This window comes from Cellulomonas oligotrophica, assembly GCF_013409875.1.
In the GTDB taxonomy this organism is placed as follows: domain Bacteria; phylum Actinomycetota; class Actinomycetes; order Actinomycetales; family Cellulomonadaceae; genus Cellulomonas; species Cellulomonas oligotrophica.
Window position 1 is genome coordinate 3,317,829 of the sequence record NZ_JACCBK010000001.1, and the last position, 17,852, is coordinate 3,335,680.

The window sequence follows — 17,852 nt, forward strand, 5'->3', positions numbered from 1 at the left end:
GCGCGTCGGCCGCTCCGTCCGTCCGAAACGCTTCACCCGTGGTCGGCCCGCGCGCGGCACCCCTAGCGTGCGGCCGGGCGGCCGACGTGGCCGGCCCTGCCCGTCGCGAAGGAGCGCTGGCGCCCATGCCTCGTCCCACCCGTCCGTCGGCCGTGCTGCCCGTCCGTCCGCCTGCACCGGGGCCCGCCGCACGGGCGGTCGGCCCCGCCGGGACGCCCGGGCACGTGGCCACCCTCGCGGCGCTCCTCGTCGCGGCGCTGGCCGTCACGGTCGCCCTCGTGGTCCCGACGGCCGGCCCGGCCCGGGGCGCCGAGCCCGTGCTGGTGCACAGCAGCGACTTCGAGACCGGGCTCGGCGGCTGGGGGCCCCGCGGGGCTGCGCAGGCGTCGCTCACCACCGCCGACGGGCCGCGCGGCACCCAGAGCCTGCTCGTCACCGGGCGCACCGCGTCCTGGAACGGTGCGACGGTCCCGCTGACGGACGTCCTCGAGCCGGGTACCACCTACACGGTCGAGCTCTGGCTGAAGCTCCCGTCGACGGGCTCCGGGTACGCCGACCTGCGCGTCTCCGCGCAGCGCGACAACGCCGGCGTCGCGTCCTACGAGACGATCGCGACCGTCACCGGCGTGACGAACGGCGCGTGGCGGCAGGTCGTCGCGACGTACACGCCCGGGCCCTTCGACACGGTGCAGATCTACGTCGAGTCGACGTCGTCCCTGACCGACCTGCTCGTCGACGACGTGCGCGTCACCGGCGTGCGGCACACCCCCGACCTCACGCTGCCGTCGCTCGCGCAGCACCTGGCCGGGTCGTTCCCCTTCGGCATCGCCGTCGAGCCGCCCGACACCCTCGCCGGCCGCGGCGAGCTGCTCGCGCACCACGCGGTGCAGATCACCCCCGGCAACCAGATGAAGCCCGACGCCGTGCAGCCCACCGAGGGCACGTTCACGTTCGCGGCCGCCGACGGGCTCGTCGACTGGGCGCTCGAGCACGACATGCGCGTCTACGGCCACACGCTGCTGTGGCACCAGCAGACCCCGGCGTGGTTCTTCCAGCGCGCCGACGGCACGGCGCTGACCACGAGCGCCGCCGACCAGGCCCTGCTGCGCCAGCGGCTGCGCACCCACATCGAGGCCGTCGCCACGCACTACCGCACGCAGTACGGCGAGTTCGGCACGCCCGGCAACCCGATCTTCGCCTTCGACGTCGTCAACGAGGTCGTCGACGAGGGCCAGTCCGACGGGCTGCGGCGCTCCGAGTGGTACCGCGTGCTCGGCCCGTCGTACATCGCCGACGCGTTCCGGTACGCCCGCGACGCGTTCGGCCCCGAGGTGCTGCTCTTCATCAACGACTACAACACCGAGTACCCGAACAAGCGCGCGCCGTACCTGCGGCTGGTGACCGACCTGCTCGCGCAGGGCGTGCCGGTCGACGGCGTCGGGCACCAGCTGCACGTCGAGGTGGGTCGGTCGATCTCGATGGCCGAGGCCACGATCACCGCGTTCGAGGCGCTGCCCGTGACGCAGGCCGTCACCGAGCTCGACGTCTCGACGTACCTGAACGCGGGGGAGTCGTGGACGACGCCGCCCGCCGACCGGCTGCTGCAGCAGGCGTACTACTACCGCGACATGTTCGCCATGCTGGAGCGCCACGCGTCGTCGCTGGAGTCCGTCACCGTCTGGGGCCTGGAGGACTCGCGCACGTGGCTGCGCGCCGGTGCCGCGCCGCTGCTGTTCGACGGGCAGCTCCAGGCCAAGCCCGCGTTCTGGGGCGTGGTCGATCCGTCGCGCATCGGGACGACACCGACGCCGACCCCGACCGTCACGCCGACGCCCACGGTGACCCCGACGCCCACACCGACGCCCACGCCGACCGTCACGCCCACGCCGACACCCACGCCGACCGTCACGCCCACGCCCACGTCCACGCCCAGCCCGACGCCCACCGCGGGTGCGGCCTGCCGGGTCGTCTACACGACGAGCGACTGGAACACCGGCTTCACGGCTGGCGTGCGCCTCACCAACACGGGCACCGCCCCGCTGGACGGCTGGACGCTGCGGTTCACGTTCCCCGGCGGCCAGACCCTCACGCAGGGGTGGAGCGCGACGTGGTCGCAGCAGGGCGCGGTCGTCACCGCGACCCACGCGCCGTGGAACGCCCGCCTGGCGGCGGGTGCGAGCGTCGACGTCGGCTTCAACGGCGCCCACCCCGGGACCAACCCCCGGCCTACGGCGTTCACGCTGAACGGCACCACCTGCACGACCGGCTGACGCGGCCGAACTCCCACGTGCCCGGGCCCTCCCGCGGGGTCCGGGCACGGCCGCGTCCTGCCCCGGCCGGTCCCGTCCGGCCCGGCCGGGCCCGGCCGCGTCAGGCCGGGCGCGTCGCCACGACGGCCGTGCCGTCGACGTCGTCGTCCCGCAGCACCCGCGTGGTCCACCCAGGCGGGCAGGCGGCCGCGGTCCGCGGCGCCTGGTCGCGGCTGGTCTCGACGACGACGCAGCCCCCGGGCCGCACCCACGCCGGTGCCCCGGCGAGCAGCCGCCGCTGCACGTCGAGCCCGTCGGCCCCGCCGTCCACCGCGACCAGGGGCTCGTGCGCGCGCGACTCCACGGGCATCGTCGCCACCGCGGCCGTCGGCACGTACGGGGCGTTGGCGACCAGCACGTCCACCCGGCCCCGCAGCGTCGCGGGCAGCGCCGCGAAGAGGTCGCCGACGTGCGCGCGACCGGCGTCGGCGAGGTTGCGGGCCGCCCACGCGACGGCGACGGGGTCGACGTCGGCGGCGTGCACGACGGCGTCCGGCACGTCCTGCGCCACGACAGTGGCGACCGCGCCGACCCCGCAGCACATCTCGACGACCACCGGGGCGCGGCCGTCCCGGCCGGCCGCGCGCGCGTGGTCGACGGCCGTGCGCGCCAGCAGCTCGGTGCGCCGCCGCGGCACGAAGACCCCCGGCCCGACGCCCACGCGCCGCCCGCAGAACGCCACCCAGCCGACCACGGTCTCCAGCGGCTCACCCCCGACGCGCCGCACCGTCATGGCCTCGAGCGCGGCGGCGTCCACGGCCTCGTCGACGAGGAGCGCGGCCTCCTCCTCGGCGAACACGCACCCCGCGGCCCGCAGGCGCGCGACCAGCAGGTCGCGGGCCGGTCCGGTCGCTCGCACGACCGCATCGTGCCACGCGGCGCCGACGCCGGTGCTGCGGCGCGCGCCGGTGGACCCCGTCGCGCGGTCCCCGCGGCCGCGCCGATACTGGGCTGCGTGTACGTCGAACGGGCGTCGACCATGCTGCCGGGCGGTGCGCTCTGGTCGGTCTCCGCGGCGACCGCCGGGGGGAGCGTGCTCCCCGACGGGTGCATGGACCTGGTCTGGTCCGGAGGGCGGCTCCTCGTGGCGGGCCCCGACACCCGCGCCCACGACTCCGCGCCGGTGCCCGTGGGCAGCCCCGTCAGCGGGGTGCGGTTCGCACCCGGGCTCGCGCCGAGGGTGCTCGGCGTCCCGGCGGACGAGGTCCGTGACGGGCGGCCGGAGCTGGCGGACCTGTGGGGCTCGCGCCGGGCCGCGCCGTGGGTCGAGGCCGCTGCGGAGGGCGGACCCCGGGCGCTCGAGCGGCTGGCCGCGGTGCTGCTGCGCGGCGCGGGCGGCGCGCCCCCGGACGTGCTGGCGCTCACCCGGATGGCCGCGGCCGGCGCGTCGGCGTCGGCGATGGCCGAGCGCCTGGGCGTCACGTCGCGTACCCTGCACCGTCGCAGCCTCACGGCCTACGGGTACGGCCCGCGCACCCTGACGCGGGTGCTGCGGCTGCAGCGGGTCCTCCCGCTGCTCGACGCAGGAGCCCCGCTGGCGGACGTCGCGCACCGTGCGGGTTACGCGGACCAGCCCCACCTGTCCCGGGAGGTCCGCAGCCTGACCGGGCGCTCGCCGGCGGTCCTGGCGGCGGAGCGGGCCGTCTCGTGGGCTCAGGTCGCCGGGGCGTAGAGGTCGACGGCGGTGCCGTCCGGGTCGTGCAGCACGGCGTACCGCTGCCCCCAGGGCGCGTCCCACGGCGGGAGGTGCCCGCTGAACCCCGCACCGACCATCGCGGCGTAGGTCGCGTCGACGTCGGCGGGGCCGGCGCACCGGAACGCGAGAGCGGCGCGGTGCCCTCCCGACGGCGGTGCCCAGCCGGGGTCGAACGACCGGACCACCTCGACGGTGTCCCAGGCGAGCCGGGTCCCGCCGGGCAGCGTGATCTCGACGTGCTGGTCCCCCTCGGCGTGCGCGGGCACGTCGAGGCCCAGGGTGCGGTAGAAGGCCAGGGTGCGCGGGAGGTCGTTCGCGACGAGCCCGATCATGTCCATCTGCACGGTCATGGTCCGACCCTAGGGACCGCGGCGGCTGCGGGTCGTGAACGTTCCGGACAGCCGGCCCGTCGGGCCGTGGGCGCTGTCGTGCCTGATCACCGGCGTCCGTCCGCTGGTCGAAGGTCCCCCGGCCCGGGGGTCGGGACCGGTCTAGGCTGTGGGTGCATACCCACCCGTCTGTCGAAGGAGCACCATGGCCACCATCGAGGCCGTCGGCGCCCGCGAGATCCTGGACTCGCGCGGCAACCCCACCGTTGAGGTCGAGGTCGCCCTCGACGACGGCACGATCGCCCGTGCGGCCGTCCCCTCGGGCGCGTCCACCGGTGCGTTCGAGGCCGTCGAGCGTCGCGACTCCGACAAGCCCCGCTACGGCGGCAAGGGCGTTGAGGGCGCGGTCAACGCCGTCATCGACGAGATCGCCCCCGAGCTGATCGGCTTCGAGGCCAGCGACCAGCGTCTCGTGGACGCCGCGCTCATCGAGCTCGACGGCACGCCGAACAAGGGCAAGCTCGGCGCCAACGCGATCCTGGGCGTCTCGCTCGCGGTCGCCAAGGCCGCGGCCGACTCGGCCGACCTGCCGCTGTTCCGCTACGTCGGCGGCCCCAACGCGCACGTGCTGCCCGTGCCGATGATGAACATCCTCAACGGCGGGTCGCACGCGGACTCGAACGTCGACATCCAGGAGTTCATGGTCGCCCCCATCGGCGCCACGACCTTCCGTGAGGCGCTGCGCACCGGCACCGAGGTCTACCACTCGCTGAAGTCCGTGCTGAAGAGCAAGGGCCTGGCCACGGGCCTGGGCGACGAGGGTGGCTTCGCGCCGAACCTCGGCTCCAACCGTGAGGCGCTCGACCTCATCCTCATCGCGATCGAGAAGGCCGGCTTCGTGCCCGGCACCGACGTCGCGCTGGCGCTGGACGTCGCCGCGACCGAGTTCTTCAAGGACGGCGCGTACCAGTTCGAGGGTGTCGCCAAGACGCCCGAGGAGATGATCGCGTTCTACGAGCAGCTCGTCGCGGACTACCCGCTGGTCTCCATCGAGGACCCGCTGTCCGAGGACGAGTGGGCCTCGTGGTCCTCGCTCGTCGGCAAGGTCGGCGACAAGGTGCAGATCGTCGGCGACGACCTGTTCGTCACCAACCCCGAGCGCCTCGCCAAGGGCATCGCGCTCAAGTCGGCCAACTCGCTGCTGGTCAAGCTCAACCAGATCGGGACGCTCACCGAGACGCTCGACGCGGTGACGCTCGCGCAGCGCTCCGGCTTCACGACGATGACCTCGCACCGCTCCGGCGAGACCGAGGACACGACGATCGCCGACCTGTCGGTCGCGACGAACGCCGGCCAGATCAAGACCGGTGCCCCCGCCCGTGGCGAGCGCATCAACAAGTACAACCAGCTCCTGCGCATCGAGGAGGAGCTCGACGACGCCGGCATCTACGCCGGTGCGAGCGCCTTCCCGCGCTTCCAGGCCTGACACGCCTGCCGGTCGGGCCCCGCGCCCGACCGGCACCGACGCCCGGTCCACCGCTGGTGGGCCGGGCGTCGGCGCGCCCGGGCTCGCGCCGTGGCCCGGCGGGGGTCGTGACGACCTTGTGCAGACCGACGCGCGCGGCCCCGTCGTCCGCGCCGATCGTGCACCTGGCGGGCAGAATCGACGCCATGTCGTCCGCAGCGCGCCGCCCGCCCTCGCCCGGGGCGTCCGGTCGACGACCGGGGCGCGACGCGACCCCCGCGTCCGGCACCCCGCAGGCGAGCCGTGGTGCACGCCCGGCCGGCAAGCGCCCCGCGGCGCCGCGGACGCCCGCGCCCCGCACGCCGACGTCGGGGACCCCGGCGGCACCGCGGACCCCCGCCGCCGCGCCGCGCACCCCGTCCGCGCCGCGGACGTCCTCGGCGCCCCGCACCGGTGCCACGCCCCGCACACCGACGCCCCGCACACCGACGTCCCGCACCCCGGCGTCCGGCACGGCGGCTCGCGCCGGACGCCCGCCGGCGCCGCGCTCGGGTGCGGTGCCGCAGGCGGTGCCGGGGGAGCGCGGCAGGGCCGCGTCGGCGCGTCCGGCGGGACGGTCGGGGTCGCGCACGCCCACGCCGCCGCGCGGCACCCCGCGCGCGGAGCGTTCGCAGGTGCGGGTGCCACGCATGTTCACGGTGCGCGCGATGGTGCTGACGCTCGTCGTGCTGCTCGCGTTCGTGCTGGTCTACCCCACGCTGACCACGTACCTGCAGCACCGGGCCGAGCTGCAGGCGCTGCGCAGCGAGCACGCCGCCGCGGTGGAGACGAACGAGGACCTGCGCGCCGAGCTCCAGCGCTGGGACGACCCCGCGTACGTGACGGCGCAGGCGCGCGAGCGGCTGTCCTTCGTCATGCCGGGCGAGACGGCGTTCCTCGTCGTCGACCCCGACGCCGTCGTCGAGGAGGAGCCGGTCGCCGAGGGCGCGGTGACGCCCGAGGCCGGCGGCTCGACGTCGCCCTGGTACGCCACGGTGTGGGAGTCGGTCGAGATGGCGGGGGAGATGGAGGTCGGGCAGGAGGACGCCGACCCGGCCGGGGCCCCGGCGGGCTCGACCACGGGCGACGACCCGAGCACCACGGCGCCCGCGTCGGGCGGCTGAGCGCCGTCCCCGACGTCCGACCGCCCGGTCGCCCTTGCGACAATGGGCGGGTGCCCGACCCCACGCCTCCCGCCGCGGACCCCGCCGTGCCTCCCGCCACCCATCCCACCGCGCATCCCACCGCGCACCGTGACACCCCCGGCCTGACGGCCCCTGACCGGACGCCTCCGCCGGTCGTGCCCGCGAGCGACGGGCCCGCTGCCGTGACCGACGCCGACCGGGCGGTCCTGGCCGAGCAGCTCGGCCGGGTGCCGCGCGGGCTGGTGGCCGTGGCGGCCCGGTGCGTGTGCGGGCGGCCGCTGGTGGTGCGCACGGCGCCGCGCCTGGACGACGGCACGCCCTTCCCGACGACGTACTACCTCACGTCGCCGCAGGCCGTCGCGGCGGTCAGCTCGGTCGAGGCGACCGGGGCGATGAAGGAGATGACGGGCCGGCTGGCCGAGGACCCCGAGCTCGCGGCCGCGCACCGGCGTGCGCACGAGGCGTACCTGGCGGACCGGGCCGAGCTCGGCGACGTGCCGGAGATCGCGGGCATCTCGGCCGGCGGCATGCCGCACCGGGTCAAGTGCCTGCACGTGCTGGTCGCGCACGCGCTGGCCGCGGGGCCGGGCGTCAGCCCGTTCGGCGACGAGACGCTGGCGCTGGTCGCGGACCGGTGGAGCCCCGACCGCTGCACCTGCTGACGAGCCGCGCGGCGGGCCGGGCACCGCGCGCGGCGGCGGACCGCGGGCGGGAGGCGTGGGCCGGCGATGGCACGATGTGCCGGTGACGCGTGTGGCTGCCATCGACTGCGGGACCAACTCCATCCGTCTGCTCGTCGCGGACGTCGACCCCGCGAGCGGCACGCTCGTCGACCACGTGCGGCGCGCCGACGTGGTGCGGCTGGGCCAGGGCGTCGACCGCACGGGGCGGCTGGCCCCGGAGGCGCTGGAGCGCACCCTCGCCATGGCGCGCGAGTACCACGCGACGTGCCAGGAGCTGGGCGTCGAGGCCGTCCGGTTCGTCGCCACGTCGGCGACGCGCGACGCGCAGAACCGGGACGTCTTCGTCGACGGCGTGCGGGCCGCGCTGGGTGTGGAGCCCGAGGTCGTCGACGGCGAGGAGGAGGCGCGGCTGTCGTTCCGCGGCGCCACGGGCGTGCTCGCGGCGCGGCTGCCGGGGCCGTTCCTCGTCGTGGACCTCGGCGGCGGGTCGACCGAGCTGGTGCTCGGCACGCGGGCGCCGGACGCGGCGGTGTCGATGGACGTCGGGTCGGTGCGCCTGACGGAGCGGCACCTGCACGACGACCCGCCCACGGCCGCGCAGGTCGAGGCCGCGACGGCCGACGTGCGGGCGGCGCTCGACGCCGCGGCTGCGGTCGTCCCGCTGGGCCGCACGGTGACGCTCGTCGGCCTCGCCGGCTCGGTCACCACGCTGACCGCGCACGCCCTCGGCCTGCCGTCGTACCAGCGTGAGCGCATCGACGGGGCGGTGCTCACGGTCGACGAGGTGCTCGCGTCGTGCACCGACATGCTGGCGGCGTCCCGCGAGCGCCGCGCCGCGATGCCGTACCTGCACCCGGGCCGGGTGGACGTCATCGGCGCCGGTGCCCTGGTGTGGCACGAGGTCGTCGCGCGGGTGCGGGCCGAGGTCGCCGCGGCCGGTGGCGGGCTGACGCACGTGGTGACGAGCGAGCACGACATCCTCGACGGCATCGCCTGGAGCCTGACCGCCTGACCCACCCGCTGTCGCGTTCCCGATGAGGTGCGCGTGGTCCTGCGAGCCGCGGGAGCACGCGCACCTTCGTCGTCCGGGACCGCTCGACAGCGGAGGGCTGCGCTCTGGACGGTAGTGCGGAGTGCGGAGTAGTGTGCAGCGTGCGGTCGCTGGAGGGGTGACCGCACCGCCGGTGGCACCGGTGCCCGACGCGGCAGCGTGACGGGCACCGGGGTCCTGGCCGCGCCCGGGCCGGGCGCCGACGCCGGGAGGGCGCATGGACACCACGCAGCTGCTCAAGGGGGTGCTCGACCTCGCCGTCCTCGCGGTCGTCGAGCGCGAGGACGGGTACGGGTACGACGTGGTCCGGCGGCTGCGTGCCGCCGGGATCGAGGAGGTCGGTGACGCGTCCGTGTACGGCACGCTGCGCCGGCTGTACGCGTCGGGGGCCCTGACGTCGTACGTCGTGCCCAGCGACGAGGGCCCGCACCGCAAGTACTACGGCATCAACGCGCAGGGGCGGGCCGTGCTGGCCACGCAGCGCAAGGACTGGCAGGAGTTCGCCGGCACCATGGCGCGCCTGCTCGGCGAAGGGGGAGCGCAGTGAGCAGCACCACGGACGTGCCGGTCGCCCGGAGCGTGTCGGCCTACGCCGCCGCCGTCCGCGCCCAGCTGGCGGATCTCGGGCCCGAGCAGGTCGAGGAGCTGACCGACGGCCTCGAGGCCAACCTGACCGACGCGCTCGCCGACGACCTGCGCCCGCACGGCGCCGACCTCGTCGAGGAGTTCGGCGACCCGGCCGCGTACGCCGCCGAGCTGCGCGCCGCGGCGGGTGTGGACGCCGCCGACGGCCGCCCGCGTCGGGGTCCGGTGGCGCACCTCCGTGCGCTGCCCGCCGCCGCGCGCCGCCTGCTCGCCCAGGCGCGGCGCCAGCGCTGGTGGCCGGTCGTCACCGAGGGCGTCGCCGCGGTGCGCCCGCTGGTGTGGGTCGTGCGTGGATGGGTCGCGTTCCAGCTCGTCGGATGGCTCGCCGGGCCCGTCTGGGTCACGCCCGGATGGTGGCCGACCAGCCCGCTCGGCACGGTGGCGATGGTCGTGTGCGTCGCGCTGAGCGTGCAGGTCGGCCGCGGTCGCTGGTTGGTGGGGCGGCGCGCCGCCCCGCTCGTGTGGGCGGGCACCGCTGCGGCGCTCCTGCTCGCGCTCCCTGCCGCGGAGCGCGCCGACCGCTACCAGGAGCAGCTCGTCGCCGGTGACGTCGGCACCACCGTCGTCACCGTGCGCACGGATCCCGAGCCGATGGACGGAGTGGTCGTCGACGGCATGCCGGTGAGCAACCTCTTCGTCTACGACGCCGACGGGTTCCCCCTGGAGGGCGTGCAGATCTACGACGACCGAGGACGCCCGGTGCGGACCGTCTTCGACACCGAGTCGCTGTGGTCCCGCCCCGACCTGGCCGAGGCCTGGCGGTTCGCCGGCGCGACGGACGCCGGTGGTCGCGAGCGATGGAACGTCTACCCGCTGGCGGGCTGGCCGAGCGACGAGCTCGTCCCCGACCTGCTCGGCGAGACCCCGCCCGAGTGGGCGCCACGCATGCCGCCGTTCCCGTTCGAGAAGGCACCGCGGATCGTCCCGGCCACCGGTGCGGCCGGCCCGGCGGGCACCGCCGACGCGGACACGCAGGCCGACGGCGACGCGCAGGTGGCGCCGTGAGCACCGTCCACGCCGCGGCCCGGCCGGCCGGCGTGCGCCCCGATGGCGACGCGACCGACGTCGGGGCCTACGCGGCCGCGGTCCGGGTGGCGCTGGCCGACCTCGGGCCGGAGCAGGTCGAGGAGCTGACCGACGGGCTCGAGGCCGACCTGGCTGAGGCGTGGGCCGACGAGGACCGGCACCACGCGCCGGACCTGGTCGGGGCGTTCGGCACCCCGTGGGCGTACGCCCGTGACCTGCGCGCCGCGGCTGGGCTCGCACCGGAACGCATCGTGCGCGGACCCCGGGGCGCCCTGCGCGCGCTGCGCGCCGAGGTGCGCCGGCTGCCCTACGACCTGCGGCACGAGCTGCGCAGCACGCGGTGGTGGCCCGAGGTCGAGGACGCGGCGACCAGCCTGCGGCCCGCGTGGTGGCTGCTGCGCGGGTGGGCGCTCGCACAGCTCGTGGTGTGGATCGCGACGCCCGGGAACCAGGACCCGTGGTGGTTGCCCGCCGAGCCGCTGCCGTGGGCGGTGCTGGTCGTCGCGGTGGTCGCCAGCGTGCAGCTCGGGCGGGGCCGCTGGGCCGTCGGCCGACGATGGCGGCCGCTGCTCCGCGGGGTCTCGGCGGTGTGCGCGGTCCTGGGCGTCGGGCTGCTCGTCTACCTCCCCGCGGCGCAGCGCTCCCAGATCGAGGGCTACGAGGACCGGCTGGCGCAGCCGCCGTCGGACGGCGTCGTCGTGGGCGGGCGGCGCGCGACCAACCTGTTCGTCTACGACGCGCAGGGTCGGCCAGTGCCCGGGGCGCAGGTCGTCGACCAGGCGGGCGACCCCGTGCTCCTCGACGAGACCCCCGGGGCGCCGTGGGACGGCGCGCAGATCTGGACGACCGGCGCCGACGAGCCGTCTTACGCGGTGGCGGCGACTGGCCCGGACGGTGAGCGCCGCTGGAACGTCTTCCCCCTCCACACGCTGACCGAGAGCGGCTTCCGCTGGGCCGACGACGGGTCCTGGGTGCCGCGCGCCGACTCCACGGGCGACGTCCGGCCGCCGGCGTGGCCCGCGGCGGAGCTGCCATCCGTCGACACGTGGGCCGACCCGGTGGGCGGTGCGGCGCCCTGACGTACACCGGGAGGGGCGACGTCCCCTCCCGGTGCGCTGCCGGGCGGGCGTCCGGGTGGGCGTTTACGATCGGGTGGACCGCGATCCTTGTGAGGACACGATCCATGACCGCCGACATCTGGGCCGACATCGGCCTGGTCCTGCTGTTCATCCTCGTCGGCGGCGTGTTCGCCGGCACCGAGCTCGCGCTGGTGTCGCTGCGCGAGTCCCAGCTCGTCCAGATCGAGAAGCAGTCCACGCGTGGCGCCCGCGTCGCGTCGGTCGCGCGGAACCCCAACCGGTTCCTTGCCGCCGTGCAGATCGGCGTGACCGTGGCGGGGTTCTTCTCCGCGGCGTTCGGTGCGTCGACGCTCGCGCCGTCGGTGGCGCCGCTGCTCGTCGACGCCGGGCTCGCGCAGGGCACCGCCGAGGGTGTGGCGCTGGTGCTGCTCACGCTCGTCATCGCGTACCTGTCGCTGGTGCTCGGCGAGCTCGTGCCCAAGCGCATCGCCATGCAGCAGTCGGCGCGGGTCGCGCTGTGGGTGGCGCCGCCGCTGGACCGGTTCGCGGCGCTCATGCGGCCCGTCGTGTGGCTGCTGTCGGTGTCCACCGACGGCGTGGTCCGCCTGCTCGGGCTCGACCCGCGCGCCACGGGCGAGCAGATCAGCGACGAGGAGCTGCGCGACCTCGTCCGCACCCACCCGGACCTGCCGGAGGACGAGCGCAGGCTCATCGCCGACGTGTTCGCCGCGGGCGAGCGCTCGCTCGTCGAGGTCATGCGCCCGCGCGGCGACGTGCAGTTCCTGGAGGCGTCGTCGCCGATCGCCACGGCGGCCCGGCTCGTCGGCACCCTGCCGTACTCGCGGTATCCCGTCACGGGCGAGGACTTCGACGACATCGTCGGGTTCGTGCACGTGCGCGACCTCATCGCGCCCGTGGCCACGGCCGTCGCGGACGCCGACGCGGACCCCGACACCCGCGGCAGGGGCGGGGTGGTCGAGGCGATCGTGCAGGTCGCGGGCACCCGGGTCGGGGACGTGACCCGGCCGATCCTGTCGCTGCCCGGCACCAACGCGGTGCTGCCCACGCTCTCGACGATGCGGCGTACCGGGGCGCACATCGCCGTCGTCGTCGACGAGTACGGCGGGACCGACGGCATCGTCACGCTGGAGGACCTGCTGGAGGAGCTCGTCGGCGACATCGTCGACGAGTACGACGTGGTGCCCGCACCGCTGGTCGGTGCCGAGGAGGACCTCGACGCCGGGCTCACGCTGGAGGAGTTCCGCGACCGCACGGGCGTCGAGCTGCCCGACGGGCCCTACGAGACGGTCGCCGGGTACGTGCTGGCCCGGCTCGGACGGATCCCCTCGCCGGGCGACGTGGTCGACGTCGAACCCGTCGACGCCACCGAGCACGACGCGGCCCCGACGGCCCGCGTGCGGCTCGAGGTCAGCGAGGTCGACCGCCGACGGATCACCGGCGTGCGCGTCGCGCAGGTGCTGCCCGAGCCGGCCACCGAGGGTGCCGACGCCCCCGCGGGGGAGCCGGTGGCGCTCGCCGAGGTCGATCCGGGGACCGCGCGGCGCACCTGACGGAGCCCTGACCTGCGCGGGTGCGCGCGCCCCGCGGTGTGCTGGCCGTCACGGCGTCCGGGGGCGGCGCGTGCGCCCGCGCGCGTCTACCGTATGAGGCATGCCTCAGTCGTCATCCGCGTCGGTCGACGCCCCCGCAGCGACCGCTCCGGCACCCGCCGGCAAGCCGCGCAAGGTTCCCCGCGTGCTCGTCCTCGGCGGCGGCACGGTCGGCCTGTACTCCGCGCGCCGGCTGCGCAAGCGGCTCGGCAAGCGTGAGGCGGCCATCGTCGTCGTCGACCCGCGGCCGTACATGACGTACGCGCCGTTCCTGCCCGAGGCCGCGGCCGGGTCGATCGACCCGCGCAACGTCGTCGCCCCGCACCGTCGCGCGCTCAAGGGCGTCGACGTGCTGCAGGGCCACGTCTCGCAGATCGAGCACGCCAGGCGCCGTGTGCAGATCACGCCCATCGAGGGCGAGGCGTACTGGGTGACGTACGACCACCTCGTCGTCGGCCTCGGCTCGGTGGCCCGCACGCTGCCCATCCCGGGCCTGGCGGAGCAGGCGATCGGCTTCAAGAACGTCGAGGAGGCCATCGCCGTCCGCAACCACATCCTCGGGCGCATCGACGTCGCCTCGAGCACGTGGGACCCCGAGCTGCGCAAGAAGATGCTCACGTTCGTCTTCGTCGGCGGTGGCTTCGCGGGCATCGAGGCCCTCGCCGAGGTCGAGGACATGGCCCGCTACGCGGTGCGGCACTACAAGCAGATCGAGCAGGAGGAGATGCGCTTCGTCCTCGTCGAGGGCAGCCGGCGCATCCTCCCCGAGGTCTCCGAGGAGCTCGGCGGCTACACGCTCGAGACCCTGCGCAAGCGCGACATCGAGATCCACCTGTCGACGTTCCTGTCGTCCTGCGTCGACGGTCACGTCGTCCTGTCGACCGGTGTGGAGTTCGACGCCGAGACGATCGTGTGGACGGCCGGCGTCAAGGCCAACCCGGTGCTGCAGGACTCGGACCTGCCGCTGGACAAGATGGGCCGCGTCATCTGCAACGCCAAGCTGCAGGTCGTGACGGAGGACGGCGAGGTCGTCCCCGACGTCTTCGCCGCCGGCGACTGCGCCGCCGTGCCCGACCTGTACAACCCGGGCATGACCTGCCCGCCCAACGCCCAGCACGCGCTGCGCGAGGGCAACCACATCGGCGACAACCTGGCGCGCGTCATGCGCTCGGCCGAGCCGACCGAGTACAAGCACCGCAACGTCGGCGCCGTCGCGTCCCTCGGCATGTACAAGGGCGTCGCGCAGATGTTCGGCAAGATCAAGGTCCGCGGCTTCTTCGCCTGGGTCCTGCACCGCACGTACCACGTGTTCGCCATGCCGACCGTGAACCGCAAGCTGCGCATCATGGCCGGCTGGACCGGGTCGGTGCTGCTGCGCCGCGAGGTCGTGGCCCTCGGCTCGCTGCACGACCCGCGCGCGGAGTTCCGTGCCGCGTCGGTGCCGCCGAAGCCGCGCGAGGACAAGCCGGCCGAGCAGGCCGCCGCCGTCGCCAAGGCCGACGCGAAGCAGGAGGCCCTGCCCCCGCAGAAGGCCGAGGCCGGCTCGCCCGCCGAGAAGTCCGACGCGCACGCGAAGAAGGACTGACCCGCACGACCCCCGACGGCCCCGCACCACCAGCCCCGCTGGTCCGGTGCGGGGTCGTCGCCGTCCCCGCCCGCGCGACGTGGCCGCGCGGTGCCGTGGCCTGGCACGATGGCGCCGCGCCCCCGTAGCCCAACCGGCAGAGGCAACCGGCTTAAACCCGGTCCAGTCCGGGTTCGAACCCCGGCGGGGGCACCACGGGGGCCGGTCAGCGCACCACGGTCACGGCGGTGACGCGGTAGCCGTCGGCGTCGGTGCCGGTCGCAGCGAGCTCGATCGTCACCGGGCCATCGCTGAACGCGCCCGTCCAGGTGCAGACCACGCCGTCGGGCGTCTCGCTGCCGGCGCCCGTGCAGCCACCCCACCGCATCTGCGGGTCGTCGACGGCCACCGGCAGTGCGTCGGTGACGCCGGGCGCGCCGTAGGCGTCGACGAGGGCCTCGTCGGTGGCGACCCACCCCTCGTACAGGCACACCGCGGCCTCCTCGGCGCCGACCGGCCCCGGCGGTGCGGTGGTGCAGGTGACGTCCGGCGGCTCGGGTGCACCCGTCGAGCAGCCGGTGATCAGGACGAGCGCAGCGACCAGCACGGCTGCGCGACGACGTCGCGAGGCCCCCATGCCGGGACCGTAGCGGCGGCGGGTGCGCCGTGTCCGGGGAACGGCGGGGTCTCTCGTCCCGGTCTCCCGGCCGCCCGCTCGGCGGGTGCCTGATCTGCGGGTGATTGACAGGGTTTGTCCCCGGGGTTCCACTGGACGGTGACGCGAGGAGGCGCCATGCCGTCACATCCCGTCCCCGACGACCCGACGGTCGCCCGGCACGACAGGCGCAGGCCCCGGTGGGTCGGGGCCGTCCTGGCGACGCTCCTGCTCGTCCCCCTCGGCGCGGTCGCCCCGGCAGCGGCCGCGGACCCCGAGCCGTTCACGTTCGTGGTGATCCCCGACACGCAGAACTACGTGAGCACGTCGGCGAACCAAGCGATCATGGGCGCGCAGACGCAGTGGGTGGTGGACCAGCGCGACGCGCTGGACATCGCCTTCGTCGCGCACCTGGGCGACCTCGTCGGCGACGAGACGGTCGCGGTGCAGTGGCAGCGGGCGTCGACGCACATGGCGGTGCTCGACGCGGCGGGCGTGCCGAACGCCGTCCTGCCGGGCAACCACGACATGGACCTCACGACGGGGCAGGCGCCGCTGTACCAGCAGCACTTCCCGGTGAGCCGGTACGCGGGGGCGTCGTGGAACGGCCCGGCGGCGTCGTACGGCGGCTACCTCGGGCAGGGCACCCACGGGCCGGACGCCGTGGACCGCCAGAACATGGACTCCTACGCGCTCTTCACCGCCGGCGGCATGGACCTGCTCCTGCTCAACCTCGAGTTCAACCCGTCCGACGCGGCCGTCGACTGGGCGCGTCGCGTGCTCGCGGCGTACCCGGACCGCCGGGCGATCCTCGCGACGCACTCCTACACGGACCTCGCCGGCGGGCTGAGCCGGCAGGTGGCCCGCGCGGACGGCGGCAACAGCGGTCAGGACCTGTGGGACGAGCTCGTGCGCACGAGCTGCTCGGTGTTCCTCGTCGTCAGCGGCCACTTCAGCGAGGGCGACCTCGGGGAGGCCCGCCGCACCGACACCAACGCCTGCGGGCAGCCGGTCCACGCGGTTCTCACCGACTACCAGGACCGTGCGCGGGGCGGCGACGGCTGGCTGCGGTACTACACGTTCGACCCGGCGGCCGACGAGATCCGCGCCGTGACGTACTCCCCGACGCTCGACCGGTACGAGACCGACGCGGACAGCCGGTTCGTGCTGCCCTACCCGATGACGGGCGACCCGCCGCCGGACGGCCCGCTGGCCGCAGACGCCTTCGGCCGGACCGTCACCGGCGGGTGGGGAACCGCCGACGTCGGCGGGACCTGGACGGTCGGGGGCGGGGCCACCCGGTCGTCGGTCGCCGCGGGCACGGGGCGGCAGAGCCTGCCGCCCGGCGGCACCGTCACCGCCACGCTCGGCGGGCTGACCGCCACGTCCACGGACCTGACCACGACGTTCGCGGCGGACCGGCTCGCGGCCGGCTCGGTGTACGCCACGGCGGCGGGGCGGGTCGTCGGCTCCGCGGACTACGCGGCGCGCGTCAAGGTGCTGCCCACCGGTGCCGTGCAGCTGCACACGGCACGGTCGGGCACCGTGCTGGCCGGCGGCACCCTGCCGGGGGTCACGCTGACCGCGGGCGAGCGGCTGCGGGTGCGCGTGCAGGTCGAGGGCACCGCGCCCACGACCGTGCGGGTCCGTGCGTGGGAGGTCGGCACCGCCGAGCCGACCACGTGGTGGCGCACGTCGACGGACTCCACCGCCGCGCTGCAGACCGGCGGCGCGGTCCGGCTCGCGGGGTACGCGGGCTCGGCGACGACCGGCGGGGCGCTGACGGTGCACTGGGACGACCTCGTCGTGACGACCGTCGGCGGCACACCCCCGCCCCCGCCGCCTCCGCCGCCCCCGCCCCCGCCGCCCCCGCCGCCGGTGGACCAGCCGCTGGCCGCGGACGCCTTCGCGCGCACCCTCGCCGGCGGGTGGGGCGTCGCCGACGTCGGCGGGCTGTGGGCGCTCGGCGGCGCGGCCGCACGCTTCTCCGTCGACGGCGGGGCGGGCGTCGTCCAGGTCCCCGCGGGGTCCACGCTGACCGCGACGCTCGCGTCCACCGGTGCGACGGCGACGGACGTGCGGGCGGTGCTCGCCCCCGCGGCGGCGTCGGACGGCCCGCTGTACGCGACCGTCTCCGGCCGGGTGGTCGGCACGGCGGACTACGGCGCACGCGTCAAGGTCCTCGCGGGCGGCGGGGTGCAGCTGCACACCGAGCGGTCCGGCACCGTCCTGGCCGGCGGCACGCTCCCCGGCGTGGCGCTCGCCCCCGGTGCCCGGCTGCGCGTGCGCGTCCAGGTGCAGGGCACCGCGCCCACCCAGGTGCGCGCGCGGGCGTGGCTCGACGGCACGCCCGAGCCCACCACCTGGTCGGCGACGTCGAGCGACACCGCCGCGGGCCTCCAGCAGGCCGGCGGCGTGCGGCTCATGACGTACCTGAGCTCGTCGACCACCACGGGGCCGGCCACCGTCCGCTGGGACGACCTGCTCGTGACCCCGTCGGGCTGAGCCGGGACGGGCCTGCCGTCCGGGTTCCGTCAGGATCCCGCCCGGACGGGT

Annotated in this window: 15 protein-coding genes and 1 tRNA gene; 13 read left to right on the forward strand and 3 right to left on the reverse strand. The window is 75.8% G+C overall.

Annotation, left to right across the window (positions count from 1 at the left end):
- Positions 1 to 125 precede the first annotated feature (125 nt).
- Entirely contained in the window at positions 126 to 2,270 is a 2,145-nt protein-coding gene (locus BKA21_RS15165) for an endo-1,4-beta-xylanase (RefSeq protein ID WP_140459803.1), read from the forward strand.
- 100 nt (positions 2,271 to 2,370) lie between these two features.
- Here the strand turns inward: BKA21_RS15165 and BKA21_RS15170 are convergent, their stop codons facing one another.
- Positions 2,371 to 3,168, reverse strand: coding sequence for a putative protein N(5)-glutamine methyltransferase (locus BKA21_RS15170; protein ID WP_140459804.1), 798 nt, complete (start codon positions 3,166 to 3,168; stop codon positions 2,371 to 2,373).
- A 96-nt stretch (positions 3,169 to 3,264) separates the two neighbouring features.
- Here BKA21_RS15170 and BKA21_RS20030 point away from each other — a divergent pair, with 96 nt between their 5' ends.
- Positions 3,265 to 3,981, forward strand: coding sequence for a helix-turn-helix domain-containing protein (locus BKA21_RS20030; protein WP_179625390.1), 717 nt, complete (start codon positions 3,265 to 3,267; stop codon positions 3,979 to 3,981).
- Here the strand turns inward: BKA21_RS20030 and BKA21_RS15180 are convergent.
- A complete protein-coding gene (locus BKA21_RS15180; RefSeq protein WP_140459805.1) occupies positions 3,963 to 4,355 on the reverse strand; it encodes a VOC family protein in 393 nt (130 codons plus the stop codon). The genes BKA21_RS20030 and BKA21_RS15180 overlap by 19 nt on opposite strands.
- A gap of 184 nt (positions 4,356 to 4,539) precedes the next feature.
- Between BKA21_RS15180 and eno the strand changes: the two genes are divergently transcribed.
- The 10 genes from eno to BKA21_RS15230 all read left to right on the forward strand — a co-directional run bounded on the left by eno (position 4,540) and on the right by BKA21_RS15230 (position 14,857).
- Complete coding sequence (eno, locus tag BKA21_RS15185) at positions 4,540 to 5,820, forward strand: phosphopyruvate hydratase (RefSeq protein WP_140459806.1); 1,281 nt, start codon at positions 4,540 to 4,542, stop codon at positions 5,818 to 5,820.
- A gap of 668 nt (positions 5,821 to 6,488) precedes the next feature.
- A complete protein-coding gene (locus tag BKA21_RS15190) occupies positions 6,489 to 6,962 on the forward strand; it encodes an FtsB family cell division protein (protein WP_140459963.1) in 474 nt (157 codons plus the stop codon).
- Positions 6,963 to 7,165: 203 nt separating this feature from the next.
- Positions 7,166 to 7,645, forward strand: a complete 480-nt coding sequence (locus BKA21_RS15195) for a DUF501 domain-containing protein (RefSeq protein ID WP_308439093.1) — start codon at positions 7,166 to 7,168, stop codon at positions 7,643 to 7,645.
- 82 nt (positions 7,646 to 7,727) lie between these two features.
- On the forward strand, positions 7,728 to 8,678 hold the full coding sequence (locus BKA21_RS15200) for a Ppx/GppA phosphatase family protein (protein ID WP_140459807.1): 951 nt from the start codon (positions 7,728 to 7,730) through the stop codon (positions 8,676 to 8,678).
- A gap of 256 nt (positions 8,679 to 8,934) precedes the next feature.
- On the forward strand, positions 8,935 to 9,264 hold the full coding sequence (locus tag BKA21_RS15205) for a PadR family transcriptional regulator (protein WP_140459808.1): 330 nt from the start codon (positions 8,935 to 8,937) through the stop codon (positions 9,262 to 9,264).
- The gene (locus tag BKA21_RS15210; protein ID WP_140459809.1) at positions 9,261 to 10,367 is read left to right on the forward strand and encodes an HAAS signaling domain-containing protein; all 1,107 of its coding nucleotides are present in this window, start codon (positions 9,261 to 9,263) and stop codon (positions 10,365 to 10,367) included. Before BKA21_RS15205 ends, BKA21_RS15210 begins: the two co-directional genes overlap by 4 nt.
- Positions 10,364 to 11,467: a hypothetical protein gene (locus tag BKA21_RS15215; RefSeq protein ID WP_140459810.1), complete on the forward strand. Its 1,104-nt coding sequence runs from the start codon at positions 10,364 to 10,366 to the stop codon at positions 11,465 to 11,467. The genes BKA21_RS15210 and BKA21_RS15215 overlap by 4 nt, the downstream gene beginning before the upstream one ends.
- A 104-nt stretch (positions 11,468 to 11,571) precedes the next feature.
- Positions 11,572 to 13,038, forward strand: a complete 1,467-nt coding sequence (locus BKA21_RS15220; RefSeq protein WP_140459811.1) for a hemolysin family protein — start codon at positions 11,572 to 11,574, stop codon at positions 13,036 to 13,038.
- 100 nt (positions 13,039 to 13,138) lie between these two features.
- Complete coding sequence (locus tag BKA21_RS15225; RefSeq protein ID WP_140459812.1) at positions 13,139 to 14,662, forward strand: NAD(P)/FAD-dependent oxidoreductase; 1,524 nt, start codon at positions 13,139 to 13,141, stop codon at positions 14,660 to 14,662.
- Between the two features lie 118 nt (positions 14,663 to 14,780).
- Positions 14,781 to 14,857: transfer RNA gene (locus tag BKA21_RS15230), tRNA-Leu, on the forward strand.
- Positions 14,858 to 14,867: 10 nt separating this feature from the next.
- Here BKA21_RS15230 and BKA21_RS15235 read toward each other — a convergent pair.
- The gene (locus BKA21_RS15235; RefSeq protein ID WP_140459813.1) at positions 14,868 to 15,278 is read right to left on the reverse strand and encodes a hypothetical protein; all 411 of its coding nucleotides are present in this window, start codon (positions 15,276 to 15,278) and stop codon (positions 14,868 to 14,870) included.
- A gap of 156 nt (positions 15,279 to 15,434) precedes the next feature.
- On the opposite strand from BKA21_RS15235, the gene BKA21_RS15240 reads away from it, so the two are divergent.
- Positions 15,435 to 17,801 carry a metallophosphoesterase family protein gene (locus BKA21_RS15240; RefSeq protein WP_140459814.1) on the forward strand — a complete coding sequence of 789 codons (2,367 nt, stop codon included), beginning with the start codon at positions 15,435 to 15,437 and terminating at the stop codon, positions 17,799 to 17,801.
- Positions 17,802 to 17,852: the final 51 nt, after the last annotated feature.

Bases quoted from the DNA above. Each gene is read 5' to 3' on its own strand.
- BKA21_RS15205 (WP_140459808.1), top strand. From the start codon at position 8,935: ATGGACACCACGCAGCTGCTCAAGGGGGTGCTCGACCTCGCCGTCCTC.
- BKA21_RS15190 (WP_140459963.1), top strand. From the start codon at position 6,489: ATGTTCACGGTGCGCGCGATGGTGCTGACGCTCGTCGTGCTGCTCGCG.
- BKA21_RS15240 (WP_140459814.1), top strand. From the start codon at position 15,435: ATGCCGTCACATCCCGTCCCCGACGACCCGACGGTCGCCCGGCACGAC.
- BKA21_RS15225 (WP_140459812.1), top strand. From the start codon at position 13,139: ATGCCTCAGTCGTCATCCGCGTCGGTCGACGCCCCCGCAGCGACCGCT.
- BKA21_RS15165 (WP_140459803.1), top strand. From the start codon at position 126: ATGCCTCGTCCCACCCGTCCGTCGGCCGTGCTGCCCGTCCGTCCGCCT.
- BKA21_RS15180 (WP_140459805.1), bottom strand. From the start codon at position 4,355: ATGACCGTGCAGATGGACATGATCGGGCTCGTCGCGAACGACCTCCCG.
- BKA21_RS15220 (WP_140459811.1), top strand. From the start codon at position 11,572: ATGACCGCCGACATCTGGGCCGACATCGGCCTGGTCCTGCTGTTCATC.
- eno (WP_140459806.1), top strand. From the start codon at position 4,540: ATGGCCACCATCGAGGCCGTCGGCGCCCGCGAGATCCTGGACTCGCGC.
- BKA21_RS15235 (WP_140459813.1), bottom strand. From the start codon at position 15,278: ATGGGGGCCTCGCGACGTCGTCGCGCAGCCGTGCTGGTCGCTGCGCTC.